A 15,346-nucleotide genomic window follows, 5' to 3' on the forward strand; every position below is an offset into this window, starting at 1 on the left:
AAGTGAGGTAGGAAGATGCCGATTAAAATGATCGCTACGGATATGGACGGCACCCTTTTGGATCCGAGAGGCGAGCTGGATTTGCCACGCCTGACAGCAGTTTTAGACCAGCTGGAGGAGCGGAACATCAAGTTTGTCATTGCGACGGGCAATGAAATTCAAAGAATGCGTTTATTGTTGGGCGATTTGACAGAGCGTATGACCCTGATCGTCGCCAACGGCGCTAGAATCTTTGAAAAGAATGAAATGTTGCTGGGCACTTTCTGGCAGTCTGATTTGATTGCGGATACGCTGGCTTATTTTCAGGGTCAAGAACGAGAGGTGCATCTGGTGGTTACTTCTACTAAAGGTGGCTTTGTTCAGGACGGCACTGATTTTCCGATGATTAGCAAGATTATGACAGAGGAAATGGCGGCCCATTTCTACAAACGAATGAATTTCGTACCCAATCTGCAAGATCATCCGTTTGAAGAAGTGCTAAAGATGAGTGTTATGGTAGATGAAGCGCAAGCAGCAGAGATTACGCAGCAGATCAATACAGCATTTGCTGGAAGATTGAGTGCTGTGACCAGTGGCTATGGTGCGATTGACATTATCCAAGAAGGTCTTCACAAGGCTTGGGGACTTCGCCAGCTCATGGATCGGTGGCAAATCAAAAGCAAGGAAATCATGGCTTTTGGCGACAGCGAAAATGACTTGGAAATGCTGGAACTAGCGGATTTCTCCTATGCTATGGAAAATGGGGATGAGAAGATTAAGCGTATTGCCAGTCGCTTGGCACCAGCCAATGCAGAGGCCGGCGTTTTGCAGGTGATTGAGCAATACTTAGAAAAAGGAGTCTAAATGGCAGTTCAACTATTAGAACAGTGGCTTTTAAATGAGCAGGCAAAGATCCAGAAAAATTATCGGGATCTGAATCAGCTCGCGGTAAAAGAGCCAGCGATTATTTTTATCGGTGATTCGATTGTGGAATATTTCCCGCTGCATGAGCTATTGCAAAGTCCTAAAACCTTGGTCAATCGTGGCATTCGTGGCTACAAGACTGATTTGCTTTTAGAGAACTTGGATGCCCATCTTTTTGGGCAGGCTCTAGACAAGGTCTTTCTCCTGATTGGAACCAACGACATTGGCAAGGAGATGCCTCAAACTGAAACACTGGCCAATCTGGAGGCAGTTATTCAGGAGATTTCCCGTGACTATCCTTTAGCTCAGATCCAGTTGCTGTCCGTCCTTCCTGTGAATGAGAAAGAACAGTACAAAGGGACGGTTTATATCCGGACGAATGAGAAAATCCAGGCCCTCAATCGTGCCTACCAAGACCTAGCAAGCATTTATACCAATGTCCATTTTATTGACCTTTATGATAACTTCCTGGATGAGAGCGGTCAGCTGCGGGAGGATTTTACGACGGATGGCTTGCACTTGACTATTGCTGGCTATGCGATGCTGTCCAAGGCTCTGCAACCGTATCTCTGAGAAAATCTTTTTCTTGACCAGCTTAATCAAACAGTTAAAACTGACATTTCAAAACGAGTGTGACTTTGTTATCACACTCGTTTCAGACTGAAGACAAAGTTCTTAGAACAGAAGTTGCTAAGGGCTTTGTCTTCAATCTGAAAGAACAGTTTCAACTGTTCTTTTTTGTTTCTTTTTATGAATCAACTACGACTACTTTCTCTTTACCAATCTTCACGCCGATGCCGAGACTTGACTTCAAAACCACTCTTAAAAAATATCGAAAAGAAGCTTGATATTAAGAATGGTTAAGATAATTGAAATTGCATAACCTAGGATTGTGTTCCACTTGGCATTAGTAAATTCTCCCATCAGTGACTTCTTAGAGGTAAGATAAATCAAAGGGAAAATTGAAAACGGAAGAGCGATTGAAAGAAAGACCTGTGAATAGACCAATAACTGATCCAAGGTTTTTTCTTGATGCCCAAACAAGACGGCGACTATAATCACAGGGAGTAAGGCAAAAATCCGTGTACCGATACGGATAATCCACTGAGGTAATTTCAGATGCAAGAAACCTTCCATGACAATCTGTCCAGTCAATGTACCTGTAATAGTTGAATTTTGCCCACTTGCTAAGAGGGCCAGAGCAAACAAAGTTGACAGAGTTGAGCTGGCTATCGCTCCTGCTATTGTCGAATCTTGTAAAGCATTGTACATTTGAGAGAATGCCGAAATTTCAGACGCATGACCAAAAAAGAGAGATGCTCCTAAAATGAGAAGTAAGGAATTGACAATAAATGCTAAGGACAACTGAAGATTTGAGTCCCAGGTCATAAAACGCACAGCTTTTCGAACGTCCTTCTTATCTTTGTGGTTGATTTTCCTTGTTTGGGATAGGGACGAATGAAGATAGAGATTATGGGGCATGACTGTCGCACCTACAATCCCTAGAGCCAAGGTCAGTTGACTCTCATGTCCTGGCAGGGGACTTTCAAATAAAGTTGAAGTCGGTAAATAACCACCAAATATCCCCTGAATACTTGGATTGGATAAAGCCACTAGATAAGCAAAGATACCTAATATGGTTAAGATAAGAGTCGTAACGATGGCTTCAATTTTTTTGAAGCCAAATTTCATCAATAACAACAAAAGAAATACATCTAAAACGGTTAGGAGGATAGCAACCATAATCGGTATTTTAAACAAAAGATTTAAGGCAATCGCTGAACCTAAAACCTCAGCCAAGTCTGTCGCCATTAAAGCTAATTCTAAAATCACCCACAGACTATAACGGAGCCACTTGGGAGCATGATGAGCTGTTGCCTGCGCTAAGTCCATCCTCGTCACGATACCAAGCTTTCCAGCCATTTGTTGTAACTGCATAGCAATGATGGATGAAATCAAAATAACAAATAAAAGGCTATACTTGTAGGAAGCACCACCAACCACACTGGTGATCCAATTTCCAGGATCCATGTAGCCAACTGCCACAAGTGCACCAGGTCCTAAGAATGCTTTTAGATTTTGCCAAAAATGATTGTTATTTGGAGTCTCAATAGATTGATTGATCTCAGAAAGAGAGACTTTTTTATAAGAGGACATAGTGATTTCCCACTTTCTAATCTGTCTTTACATATTTCTTAATAGAATATTTTTTGAAAGAATGATGAAAATAGTTTACCTATTTCCAATTCACCGTTATTATATCACATTTTAGAATGATTACAAATAAAAAAATGATAGTTGAAATAAGCAATATCAGTATTGCAAAAGCCAGCGTAGTAAAACGCTGGCTTCAGATTGAAGACAAAATCCTCAGAACAGAAGTTTCTAAGGACTTTTTTGTAAAGTCGTATAATAATGATAAGAAAAGTTATGAGGTGCTCGCTATGTTTCACAAAGAAAAACCAGATTATAATCGCTGCCAATATGGCTTCTATACGATAGACGAATTGGTTCCCAAAGATCACTTTCTTCGACAATTGGAAGCAGAGGTTGATTTCGACTTTATCTATTCTATATTTATTAAAGATTTTTGCTTGCTTTAGTCTAACCACTGGTTAAAGGCAGTTTTATCATGATGATTGTAACCTGCCCGCTTATAAAAATTCCAGGTGCTTTCTTTCTGGGAGCCCGTCAGCAGCATCATTTTGTAGCGATTGGTTTCGGTCGCTATTTTCTTAGCAAAATCAAGGCATTCACTAGCATAGCTCTTGCCTCTAAAGTCATGATGAGTAACGACATTTTCGATCAGGGCGTAGGGACGTAGTCCTCTCGTGAGATTGGGAATGACGACACAAATACAAGAAGAAACAATCTTTCCGTCAAGCACTTTGACAATGATATGGTGGTCTGGATCTTCTATCATCCGCTGCCAGACTTTTTGTAGGGTTGGGCTTTTTCTGGAATGGCCGTCTCGTGCAAGGAGAGGTACAAATTGAGTAATTCATCTAGGTCGTGTGGACTGGCTTCTCTGATCATCTTTTCACCTACTATTGTGGAATATTTTCGTTTACCTAGCAATATTATAGCATGTTTAGCCCTTAAATTTCTAATTTACTCTGAATTAAAATTTTGCACAGTTTCAAAGGTTAGCGAGAGCCACTTTCACCTTTTTCCGAAATCTATTATAATATACATTTCAAAAGTCAGAAAAATCTCATAATTGTTATGTAATAGTTCTAAAGCAATCCTGAGCATATTCTTATACAAGAGTTGGAAAAAGTGATAAATTTGTAGAGTAAGTTTATTGAAACGTTTTCATTAACCTATCTGAAAGTTTTCAATAAATAATTTAATTTTGAAGGAGAGTTATTATGACTCAAGGGAAAATTACTGCATCTGCAGCAATGCTCAACGTATTGAAAACATGGGGCGTAGACACAATCTACGGTATCCCATCAGGAACACTCAGCTCACTCATGGATGCTTTGGCTGAAGACAAAGATATCCGCTTCTTGCAAGTTCGCCACGAAGAAACAGGTGCTCTTGCAGCGGTCATGCAAGCTAAATTCGGCGGCTCAATCGGGGTTGCAGTTGGTTCAGGTGGTCCAGGTGCAACTCACTTGATTAACGGTGTTTACGATGCAGCTATGGACAACACTCCATTCCTTGCTATCCTTGGATCACGTCCAGTCAATGAACTCAACATGGATGCCTTCCAAGAATTGAACCAAAACCCAATGTACAACGGTATCGCTGTTTACAACAAACGTGTCGCTTACGCTGAGCAATTGCCAAAAGTAATTGACGAAGCTTGCCGTGCTGCAGTTTCTAAAAAAGGTCCAGCTGTTGTTGAAATTCCAGTAAACTTCGGTTTCCAAGAAATCGATGAAAATTCATACTATGGTTCAGGTTCATACGAGCGTTCATTCATCGCTCCTGCTTTGAACGAAGTGGAGATCGACAAAGCGGTTGAAATCTTGAACAATGCTGAGCGTCCAGTTATCTACGCTGGTTACGGTGGTGTTAAAGCTGGTGAAGTGATTACTGAATTGTCACGTAAAATCAAAGCACCAATCATCACAACTGGTAAAAACTTTGAAGCTTTCGAATGGAACTACGAAGGGTTGACAGGTTCTGCTTACCGTGTTGGTTGGAAACCAGCCAACGAAGTGGTCTTTGAAGCAGACACAGTTCTTTTCCTTGGTTCAAACTTCCCATTTGCTGAAGTTTACGAAGCATTCAAAAACACTGAAAAATTCATCCAAGTGGATATCGACCCTTACAAACTTGGTAAACGCCATGCCCTTGACGCTTCTATCCTTGGTGATGCAGGTCAAGCAGCTAAAGCAATCCTTGATAAAGTAAACCCAGTTGAGTCTACTCCATGGTGGCGTGCAAACGTGAAGAACAACCAAAACTGGCGTGATTACATGAACAAACTCGAAGGTAAAACTAAGGGTGAATTGCAATTGTATCAAGTTTACAATGCAATCAACAAACATGCTGATCAAGACGCTATCTATTCAATCGACGTAGGTGACACTACTCAAACATCTACTCGTCACCTTCACATGACACCTAAGAACATGTGGCGTACATCTCCACTCTTTGCGACAATGGGTATTGCCCTTCCTGGTGGTATCGCTGCTAAGAAAGACAATCCAGATCGCCAAGTATGGAACATCATGGGTGACGGTGCATTCAACATGTGCTACCCAGACGTTATCACAAACGTTCAATACGACCTTCCAGTTATCAACGTTGTCTTCTCAAATGGTAAATATGCCTTCATCAAGGACAAATACGAAGACACAAACAAACACTTGTTTGGTTGTGACTTCCCTAATGCTGACTATGCGAAAATCGCTGAAGCGCAAGGTGCTGTTGGATTTACAGTTGACCGTATCGAAGACATCGATTCAGTTGTTGCAGAAGCTGTTAAATTGAACAAAGAAGGTAAAACTGTTGTTATCGATGCTCGCATCACTCAACACCGTCCACTTCCAGTAGAAGTACTTGAATTGGATCCAAAACAACACTCAGAAGAAGCCATCAAAGCCTTCAAGGAAAAATACGAAGCAGAAGAACTCGTACCATTCCGTCTCTTCTTGGAAGAAGAAGGATTGCAATCACGCGCAATTAAATAATTCCTCCCGTGGAAAATCAAAGAATAAACTGCGTTATCTTCACCTTGCCGTACTCCAGTACTGCCTGCGGTTCGATGCCTTGTTTATTCATTGATTTTTATAGAGAGAAACTTGAAAAGATCGGAGCAATCCGGTCTTTTTGCTTGTTTTGCTTCATATGTCTTTTTGGAGGAGGGCTGAGGCTTATTATCTGGGTAAATGATAGGAAGCCTAGAAAGAGTAAGATTAGAAAACAGACAGGGAGAAACATAGGATAGTATCACTATTCCGCAGTATTTCACAAGTAAAGGTCTGGATATTGGGGTATAATATAAGTAAATGAAGAGATAAAATAAGAAAGTGAGTAGAATTATGACTGAAAAACTGACTTTTCCTGATGGTTTCTTGTGGGGCGGAGCGACAGCTGCCAACCAGTGCGAAGGCGCTTATGATGAGGATGGTCGCGGGCTGGCCAACGTAGACGTGGTGCCGATTGGTGAGGAGCGTCTGGCCATTATCACGGGTAAGAAAAAGATGTTTGACTTTGAGGAAGGCTATTTCTACCCAGCTAAGGAAGCTATTGACATGTACCATCGCTTTAAGGAGGACATTGCCCTCTTTGGCGAGATGGGTTTTAAGACCTATCGTCTGTCCATTGCTTGGAGCCGGATTTTTCCTAAGGGGGATGAGATGGAGCCCAATGAAACTGGCCTGAAATTTTACGAAGACCTCTTTAAGGAATGCCACAAGTACGGCATTGAGCCCTTGGTGACTATTACTCACTTTGACTGTCCCATGCACTTGATTGAGCAATATGGTGGGTGGCGGAGCCGTAAGATGCTGGAATTTTACGAGCGTCTCTGCCGCACTCTCTTTACCCGCTACAAGGGCTTGGTCAAGTACTGGCTGACCTTTAATGAGATTAACATGATTCTTCATGCACCATTTATGGGGGCGGGGCTCTGCTTTGAAGAAGGCGAAAATGAGGAGCAGGTCAAGTATCAAGCAGCCCATCATGAGCTAGTCGCGTCAGCTATTGCCACCAAGCTGGCTCATGAGATTGATCCAGAAAATAAGGTCGGCTGTATGTTAGCGGCGGGTCAAAATTATCCTAACACCTGCCATCCACGCGATGTATGGGCTGGTATGGAGGAAGACAGGAAAAATTATTTCTTCATCGACGTGCAGGCGCGTGGTGAATATCCTAACTATGCCAAGAAAGCTTGGGAGCGCGAGGGCATCACTGTCGAAATGACAGAAGAAGACCTGCAGCTGCTCAAGGAGCATACGGTGGACTTCATTTCCTTCTCTTACTATGCGAGCCGGGTAGCTTCGGGCGACCCTGAGGTCAATGAATTGACAGCGGGCAATATCTTTGCTTCTCTGAAGAACCCTTATTTGGAAGCTTCTGAGTGGGGCTGGCAGATCGACCCTCTGGGCTTGCGCATTACGCTTAATACCATCTGGGATCGTTATCAAAAGCCCATGTTTATCGTGGAAAATGGTCTGGGTGCAGTGGATAGTCCGGATGAAAATGGCTATGTAGCTGATGATTACCGGATTGACTATCTGGCGGCTCATGTCAAGACCATGAGGGAGGCCATCAATGAGGACGGCGTGGTGCTGTGGGGCTACACGACCTGGGGGTGTATCGACCTGGTATCAGCCGGCACTGGTGAGATGAAGAAGCGCTATGGCTTTATCTATGTCGATCGGGACAATGAAGGAAAAGGAACTCTAGCCCGTTCGCGCAAGAAATCCTTCTATTGGTACAAAGAAGTCATTGCGACTAACGGAGCATCTGTGAAATAATATCAAGGAGGCTGGGACAAAAGTCCTAGCCTCTCAATTGTCTTTGGATTGTCGAGCAAGACGCAGTGGTTGAGTGGGCTCTATTACGCTAATTTCATCAGCTTTTACAGCCCTACTCAACTGTGCGGAGGTGGGACGACGAAATCGAATTCTAACGAATTACCGATTTCTGTCCCACTCTCTTTCTTTTGCATCGTTTATATTTGATTGACTTGCTGGCTCATCCTTGCTACACTAGTTTTATCAAGCTATTGGAGAATGAGAATGGCCAATCTTTTACTAATTGAAGACAACAATGATATTCATGAGATTTTGAAAAATCTCTTTACGCAGGAGCATGTCGTGTTTTCAGCTTATTCTGGGACCGAGGGACTGCGGATTTTTGCGGAAGAAGAGATTCATCTAGTTCTGCTGGATATTATGCTGCCGGGAAAAAATGGCGATGAGGTGCTGAGGGAAATTCGCAAGACCAGTCAGGTGCCAGTAGTCATGCTGACCGCCCTGGGCGAAAAGAGTCTCGTGAGCCAGTATCTGCTGGACGGTGCCAATGATTATATTGTCAAGCCTTTTAATCTAGACGAAGTGGCGGCGCGTGTCACTGTCCAACTACGAGGTAGTCAGAAGTCTCAGTCCAAGCCTGCTGGGGAGACCTTGATCAAAAACATCCGCCTCCTGCCAGATACCTTTGAAATTGCTTCTGGTGACCAGTCCATGCGGCTAGGGAAAAAGGAATTTCAGATCTTCCAGACCTTGCTGGCTCATCCTAAAAAGATTTTTACTAAGGAGGAGCTGTATGAGTCGGTCTGGGAGGAGACCTATCTGCCAGGCGATAATACGCTCAATGCCCATCTCAGTAACCTCCGTAAGAAATTAGCCCAGTTGGATAGTTCGACAGACTATATCGAGACCATTTGGGGTCTGGGCGTGCGGCTCAAGGAGGATTAGCTATGTGGTTGATTATAGCCTTTGTGCTCATACTCTTCTTGTCAATCATGCTGGTTCGCTATCATCTGACGATTCGTAGTCTGACCAGCCAGATCCGTGACAAACGTCGTACAGGGAGTCAGATTCGGCTGACTTTGAGAGATCAATCTCCGAGCCTAGTGGCTCTGACTGACGAGGTGGAGCAGCTTTTTCAGGAAATGGATAAGATGTCCTTTGTGACCCAGCAGGAAAAGAAAACCTTGGACATGGCTATCAGCAATATTGCCCACGATATCCGAACGCCACTGACCATTGCTAGTGGCTATACGCAACAGCTACTCAAAGACGCTGATAAGGAGCAGATGGACCAGCAGTTGCAAAAGATTGCGGATAATCTAGGCATGGTATCCAGACGCTTGGAGGCTCTGATGGAATACCGTCGCTTGATGGAAGGAGCTATTCGACCGAGCCTTCAGCGGGTAGACCTATCCCAGCTGGTCACCCAGCAACTCTTTGCCTATTATGATGCCTTTCAGCGAGCAGGGATTGATTTAGATGTGGATCTCTCTGAAAATCTGTTTCTGGAAACAGACAGTGACATCTTTGATCGAATCGTCCAGAACATGCTCAGCAATGTCCTCAAACATGGTCGAGAAACAGCCAGCATCAGTCTGAAAAATGAAGGGCAAAAGGTTATTTTTCAGGTCAAAAATAAAGTTCAGCAGCCTATCTTGCATCTGGATAAGCTGACCAATCGCTTCTATTCTGAAAATCTCTCCAGTAGTGAGGAATCCTCTGGACTGGGGCTTTATATCACCCAGCAGCTGGTCGAAATCTTAGGTGGTGACTTGACCATTCAAGCAGAGGGAGATTGGTTTGAATTGATTGTGGCTTTATAAAAAAAGAATCAGCTAGTCAGAAGATTAGCTGATTGCTTGGTTTTAGAGATCTTTTTTCTTGAAAATGAGGAGGCTGTTGCCTAGGAAGAAGACTGCTATGCCAATTGCTACTAAACTAGCTTGCAAAACGACAGCGGGATCCGCAGCCATTTCTATTCCAAATCGTAAGGTTAAATAGCGGAACAATTCTACATGGGGATAGAGTAAGACTGGAAAGGCAAGCAGGGCGCTTCCGATAAAATAGGTAACAAAGACCGCAGCAATGGAATGGCTGAGATAGAGGACGAAGGACACGATGCCAATCCAAGCAATGGTCACAATGAGTTGGACGAGAATGGTTACTAAAAATTGGCCAAAGAAACCTGCCGGAGCTGTTCCAATTCCGTTGATAGAGCTAGCGATGATGAAGGATAGTCCTAGTAAGAGGATGAATTGGAAGATGGCAACAACAAAGGAGACCAAGGTTTTAGATAAGAAGAACTCTGTCCGTGAAATGCCGTGAGCGAGGCTGTTTTTATAAAGCTTGCGAGACAAGTCCACACCTAATAAGAGGCAGACGACAATGAGAGTGAAAAATATAATACTGTCAGAATTTCCAGAGAAATGGGCAAGAGCATTGATACCCGTCATTTTTTCTGGTACTTGCTGAGCGACATCCTGGCTATCCGTTGAGATGGATGTTCCAAATCTGCTGGTAACCTTATAGATGACTCCGAGCAGAATATTGGCTAGCAAAACGAACTCGGTAATCCAAAATCCCTTGGAGTGGAAGAGGCGGTAAAAGTCAGCGCGAATTGTTTGAATCATGATAGACCTCCCTGGTTTTGATCAACTAAATCTGTAAAGAAGTTTTCGAGATTTTGCCGTGCATAGTAGATTTCTTGAATGACTAAGTCAGCTGTGACCAACTCTTTTACGATATTGTTGATGTTATGTGAGTGAGTAAAGACATGGATCTCATTGAGAGCATTGACAACCTTGATGCGGTAGCCCAATTGATCTTGGAGCAGCTGGCTGGCTTCCTCCAAATGATCCGTTTTCAAGACGATATAGTCTTCGCTTTGCTCTTCAAATTCAGCTTTGGAAATTTCCTTGATCATATGACCTTGGTCGATGATGCCAAAGCGCGTAGCGACTAGATAGAGCTCGGATAGGATATGGCTGGAAATAACAAAGGTCATACCCAGCTCTTCATTGAGCTTTTGGACAAGCTGGCGGAATTCCTTGATGCCGACGGGATCTAGTCCGTTGATAGGTTCGTCTAGAATCATCAAATCTGGCTTAGACAATAAGGCAATGGCAATTCCCAAACGCTGCTTCATACCGAGAGAAAAATCTCTGAATTCCTTCTTGCCAGTATCTGTTAAGTTCACGTATTCCAAGGTTTCTTGGATGGCCTTCTCGGCATTAGGTATCTGGCGGAGTTTGCAGTAGTAGCTGAGATTTTCGTAAGCGGTCAAGTGGTTGTGGGCAACGGGCGTTTCAATGACCGAGCCGACCCGCTTGAGGGCTTGTGTCCATTCGGCCTGGTTGCTGGAACCAAAGAGAGACACGGTTCCGTTGCTGGCATGCATCAGCTGGGTCATGATTTTGATCAGAGTGGTTTTACCAGCTCCGTTTTTACCGATGAGACCGTAGATATCCCCTTTTTTGATGGTCAGATTGACATCGCTCAGAGCTTGCTGCTGGCCGAACTTTTTGCTGACCCCTTGTAAAACTAAAATATTTTCCATGGTTTTACTTCTCCTTTTTGAATTATCTTTGGAAATCCTTTCCTCACCATCTAGTATATCGGACACTTATTAAGTATTCATCAAGCATTTCTAAAATATTTCTAAAATCTTGAAATAGCAGGCCTACTTCTTGTCTTAGCGGACTGAGGCCTATAGAAAACGAGGCTGGGACAAAAGTCCTAGCCTCTCAATTGTCTTTGGATCGTCGAGCAAGACGCAGTGGTTGAGTGGGCTCTACTACGCTGATTTCATCAGCTTTTACAGCCCTACTCAACTGTGCGGAGGTGGGACGACGAAATCGAATTCTAACGAATTACCGATTTCTGTCCCACTCTCTAATTATCTATTTCCAATTCATAAAGGCCTCGCAGTGCGTTGCAGGCGTAGATTTTTTCTGCTGATTTTAAGTCGTCTAGGCTGAGAATTTTTTCTGTGGCTTGACCTGTTGCCAATAGATGCTGGCGGTAGATGCCATTCAAAAGGCCTAGCTCGACTGGTGGTGTGTAGAGGTGGCCCTCCAATAGGAGGACTAGGTTACCGATGGAGCTTTCTAGCAGCTGCCCTTGGGCATTGTAGTAAATCTGCTCCTGCTGACCTAGGTTTAAATGTGGCCGATAGCTGGTTTTGAAGTAGGTGAAAGGCTGCTGCAAGTTGGCATTTTGCGGAACGAGAATAGCCTTACAGAAAGCTTCTGGGAGTGCTTGCAGCTCTTCTAGCTGGCAGGTCACTTTTCCAGATTTGGCGATGGAGATCCGCAGGCGGTAGTCCGTACTTGGCTCTAGTTCTGCTAGGCTTTGGTTTAACTCTGCCTTCAGTTTTTCTTCATCAAATGGATAAGCAAAGTAACGAGCGGATTCCCGCAGTCGCTTCAGATGTTGGGCTTGGAAGGTCAGGCGACCTTGCTCAATCTTCCCTGTCGTAATCAGGTTAAATTGCGGATTTTTCCGATAAAGAACAGCGGATTTTTGCTGGGTTTCGATGTACTCGGATTCCCATGTGCTATCCCAAGTGATGCCGCCGCCGACACCGTAGATAGCCTTGCCAGCTTCTAGCTGAATGGTGCGGATGGCCACATTGAAAATCCGTCTCTGGTCTGGCAAACAGATGCCAACTGTACCGCAGTAGACACCGCGGGCGGCTTTTTCGGTCGCCTTGATGATAGCCATGGTCGAAATCTTTGGAGCACCAGTGATAGAGCCGCACGGAAAGAGGGCATCAAAAATGTCTCCTAGGCCAATCTCGGGCCGCAGTTGGCTCTTGATGGTGGAGGTCATTTGCCAGACAGTGGAATACTGCTCGACCTGACACAGCTGCTCGACCCGCTCGCTGCCAATCTCTGAAATGCGATTCATGTCGTTGCGCAGTAAGTCAACGATCATCATATTTTCCGCTCGGTTTTTAGGATCCTGGCGCAGCCAGTCCGCCTGTTCCAAGTCCACAGCGACTGTTAGACCGCGATTGGTAGTCCCTTTCATCGGTCGCGTTGTCAGCTCGCCTCGGTGCTCCTCGAAAAAGAGCTCAGGACTGATGGATAAGACTGCTTGATGATCGTGCTCTACGTAGGCATTGTAGGCGGCGTTTTGCTCAACGACCAGACGGTTGTAAATAGCCCAACTGTCCTGTGGATTAAGCTCTGCGCCCAGCTGCACCGTGTAGTTGACCTGATAAGTATCGCCCTGACGGATATGATGGTGAATGGTTCCGATGGCTTTTTCATACTCTTGCTCAGTCGTCAGGCTCTGCCATTGCGCCGGCATATCTACCTCGTCGTAAGCCAAAGGGAAAGGGGCTTCATCAGCTCTATCATGAATGGTAAAGTAAATCAGGTACTCGCCCAGCAGAGGGGCTTTGTGGACCTGGAGTTTTTCCTCAAAAGCAGGAGCCGCTTCGTAGCTGACATAGCCGACTGCATAAAATCCCTTTTTCTGCCAGTCCTCGACTTCTTGCAGAATCGCTCTGACTTCGACCAACTCGCGCGTTTTGAGCTCTTTGATGGGCTGGCTGAAAATCAAGCGCCGACCCAGTTCTTTAAAATCAATAACTGTTTTCTTGTGCATGAGTTTATTGTATCATAAGATAATTTGAATGAAAACGGATTTATCGGATGAGACACTCATTCTTTTACAATAGTTGACAGATTAGAGAGTGACTCGGTATACTAATTTAAAAAAGAAAGAATGAGATGCTTATGAAATCAAACAAATTGCTATGGATAAATGGAATTGTTGGCATTTTAGGAGGCCTTCTGATCATTTACGCTTCTTCTAATAGATGGCACTGGGAAATTATTAATTTAGTTCCTAAACTAATCGAAAACCCTGGCTGGGGTGATATGGTTATATTGACCAGCTGGCTGCTCTTGGGGCTTTCTATAGTTGGAATGTATCATTATAGCAACGACCCAAGAGTCAATAAGACGAGTCATGAGCTTCTTTTCTGCGCCTCCATCATGGGCTTTATCTCTTTTCTATTTACTTTTTCAGGTCTTCTGTCTATCATCTCAGGAGTTCTATATCTTCGAGATTTGCCAAAATTTAAGAACGACGAAAAAGTTGATTGACAAGTGTGGCGACTAAGTTTCTCCTGCTCGAAAGGCCTTGAAAATTATGATAAAATAAGGAAATGACAAAACTGTAAAGGAAGCCTTATGAAAAAAATCAATGAATCCTATAAACTCATCGTCTTTGCGGCGCTTGCTCTGGCTCTGGTTCTCTATATCGGAAACATTTGGTCGGGCCTGCAGAGCCTGACGTCAGTATTTTCACCTATTATACTGGGCGGAGTATTGGCTTTTATCTTTAATGTTCCGATGAAAAAGCTGGAAGACCTCCTAGACAAATGCCAAGTCCCTCAGAAGCTGCAGCGCAGTATGGCCTTGGTTTTGGAGGTGCTGATTTTAGCTCTCATCATGACGGGGATTGTCTCCATCGTCGTACCGACTCTGACCACAGCGGTCAATCAGCTGAGCGCGACCATCGGAAAGGTAGCACCGCAGCTAGCCAAGTGGCTGCAGCAGTCTGGCTTGCTTTCCTCTAGTCAGCTGAAAGATTTGACCAAGCAGCTGCAAAACAGTGGCATTGTCAATCGAGCCATCTCTCTTCTGGGCAGCCTGACAGGCAATATCTCTGCCATCTTTGGCAATTTCTTCTCTGTCATCATGTCTATCTTTCTCATGTTTGCTTTCTTGAGCAGCAAGGAGCATTTGCAGACGATTACTAGCCGTCTCTTGCAAGTCCTGCTTCCTGAGAAGGTTGTGAAGCGCCTATCCTATGTCGGTTCTGTCATTGTTGAGACCTATGATAAGTTTCTGATGGGGCAGATGATAGAGGCCGTCATTGTTGGGATTTTAGTCTTTATCGCCTACTCTCTGACAGGCCTGCCTTATGCTGCCTTGACAGGAGTTTTGGCTGGAGTGCTCTCTTTCATTCCCTACATTGGGCCTTTCTCTGCTTGTGCTCTGGGTGCTATCTTTATCTTTACCGACAGCCCTTGGAAAGCCCTTCTATCAATCGCAGTCTTTCAGCTGGTGCAGCTGATTGAGGGCAATATCATCTATCCGCGTGTGGTCGGCCAGTCCGTTGGTCTCCCAACTCTCTTTACCCTTGCCGCAGCCCTGATTGGGGGTAACCTCTTTGGCTTGGTCGGCATGATTTTCTTTACGCCTATCTTCGCAGTTATCTACCGCTTGGTCAGAGAGTTTGTTGTGGAGAAGGAGGAGAGGAATGCCGAAGGGGAGACAGATAGATGAAAAAATGAAGTTTATGGGCTTCATTTTGATGACTGCTCTGTTCTTGCCTTATACTAGCTACTTTTTAACAAGCTCCTCAAAGAAAGTGTCATAATAACCGTTTGTTCCAAAGTCCATCAACTATTAAATGATTGTAAGAGAAAAGAAATTGTCTTTGACAATGTTTCTGCAGTTTGCTTTTCTTTATCTGGAGACTTCTAT

General features: G+C 44.2%; 12 protein-coding genes and 1 pseudogene. 8 read left to right on the forward strand and 5 right to left on the reverse strand.

The window, feature by feature from the left end; translation table 11 throughout:
* The first annotated feature begins 15 nt into the window (after positions 1-15).
* Together PAN94_RS07950 and PAN94_RS07955 are read left to right on the forward strand one after the other, a co-directional pair.
* Positions 16-843, forward strand: coding sequence for a Cof-type HAD-IIB family hydrolase (locus PAN94_RS07950; protein ID WP_125380248.1), 828 nt, complete (start codon positions 16-18; stop codon positions 841-843).
* Positions 844-1,476 carry an SGNH/GDSL hydrolase family protein gene (locus PAN94_RS07955; protein ID WP_285875405.1) on the forward strand — a complete coding sequence of 211 codons (633 nt, stop codon included), beginning with the start codon at positions 844-846 and terminating at the stop codon, positions 1,474-1,476. It abuts the gene before it with no gap.
* A 249-nt stretch (positions 1,477-1,725) separates the two neighbouring features.
* Here the strand turns inward: PAN94_RS07955 and PAN94_RS07960 are convergent, their stop codons facing one another.
* Together PAN94_RS07960 and PAN94_RS07965 are read right to left on the reverse strand one after the other, a co-directional pair.
* Entirely contained in the window at positions 1,726-3,060 is a 1,335-nt protein-coding gene (locus tag PAN94_RS07960; RefSeq protein WP_285875406.1) for an Nramp family divalent metal transporter, read from the reverse strand.
* A 442-nt stretch (positions 3,061-3,502) separates the two neighbouring features.
* Positions 3,503-3,939, reverse strand: a pseudogene (locus tag PAN94_RS07965) (GNAT family N-acetyltransferase).
* Positions 3,940-4,274: 335 nt separating this feature from the next.
* On the opposite strand from PAN94_RS07965, the gene spxB reads away from it, so the two are divergent.
* The 4 genes from spxB (at position 4,275) to PAN94_RS07985 (ending at position 9,664) form a co-directional block, all read left to right on the forward strand.
* Positions 4,275-6,050, forward strand: a complete 1,776-nt coding sequence (gene spxB / locus PAN94_RS07970; RefSeq protein ID WP_285875407.1) for a pyruvate oxidase — start codon at positions 4,275-4,277, stop codon at positions 6,048-6,050.
* 351 nt (positions 6,051-6,401) lie between these two features.
* Entirely contained in the window at positions 6,402-7,841 is a 1,440-nt protein-coding gene (locus PAN94_RS07975) for a 6-phospho-beta-glucosidase (protein WP_285875489.1), read from the forward strand.
* Positions 7,842-8,105: 264 nt separating this feature from the next.
* A complete protein-coding gene (locus PAN94_RS07980) occupies positions 8,106-8,786 on the forward strand; it encodes a response regulator transcription factor (protein WP_285875409.1) in 681 nt (226 codons plus the stop codon).
* A gap of 2 nt (positions 8,787-8,788) precedes the next feature.
* Entirely contained in the window at positions 8,789-9,664 is an 876-nt protein-coding gene (locus tag PAN94_RS07985) for a sensor histidine kinase (protein WP_285875410.1), read from the forward strand.
* A 42-nt stretch (positions 9,665-9,706) separates the two neighbouring features.
* Here PAN94_RS07985 and PAN94_RS07990 read toward each other — a convergent pair whose 3' ends face one another.
* From PAN94_RS07990 to pabB, 3 genes are all read right to left on the reverse strand, one after another.
* Positions 9,707-10,471 carry an ABC-2 transporter permease family protein gene (locus PAN94_RS07990; protein ID WP_285875411.1) on the reverse strand — a complete coding sequence of 255 codons (765 nt, stop codon included), beginning with the start codon at positions 10,469-10,471 and terminating at the stop codon, positions 9,707-9,709.
* Positions 10,468-11,397 (reverse strand): ATP-binding cassette domain-containing protein, encoded by a 930-nt coding sequence (locus PAN94_RS07995; RefSeq protein WP_285875412.1) that lies wholly within the window; start codon positions 11,395-11,397, stop codon positions 10,468-10,470. The genes PAN94_RS07990 and PAN94_RS07995 overlap by 4 nt, the downstream gene beginning before the upstream one ends.
* 335 nt (positions 11,398-11,732) lie before the next feature.
* Positions 11,733-13,454 (reverse strand): aminodeoxychorismate synthase component I, encoded by a 1,722-nt coding sequence (gene pabB / locus PAN94_RS08000; RefSeq protein WP_285875413.1) that lies wholly within the window; start codon positions 13,452-13,454, stop codon positions 11,733-11,735.
* A 131-nt stretch (positions 13,455-13,585) separates the two neighbouring features.
* Between pabB and PAN94_RS08005 the strand changes: the two genes are divergently transcribed.
* Both PAN94_RS08005 and PAN94_RS08010 read left to right on the forward strand, forming a co-directional pair.
* A complete protein-coding gene (locus PAN94_RS08005; RefSeq protein ID WP_285875414.1) occupies positions 13,586-13,957 on the forward strand; it encodes an insulin activator factor in 372 nt (123 codons plus the stop codon).
* 87 nt (positions 13,958-14,044) lie between these two features.
* A complete protein-coding gene (locus PAN94_RS08010; protein WP_285875415.1) occupies positions 14,045-15,145 on the forward strand; it encodes an AI-2E family transporter in 1,101 nt (366 codons plus the stop codon).
* The last annotated feature ends 201 nt before the right edge of the window (positions 15,146-15,346 follow it).

The organism is Streptococcus sp. SC1 (genome assembly GCF_030272855.1).
Taxonomy (GTDB): Bacteria; Bacillota; Bacilli; order Lactobacillales; family Streptococcaceae; genus Streptococcus.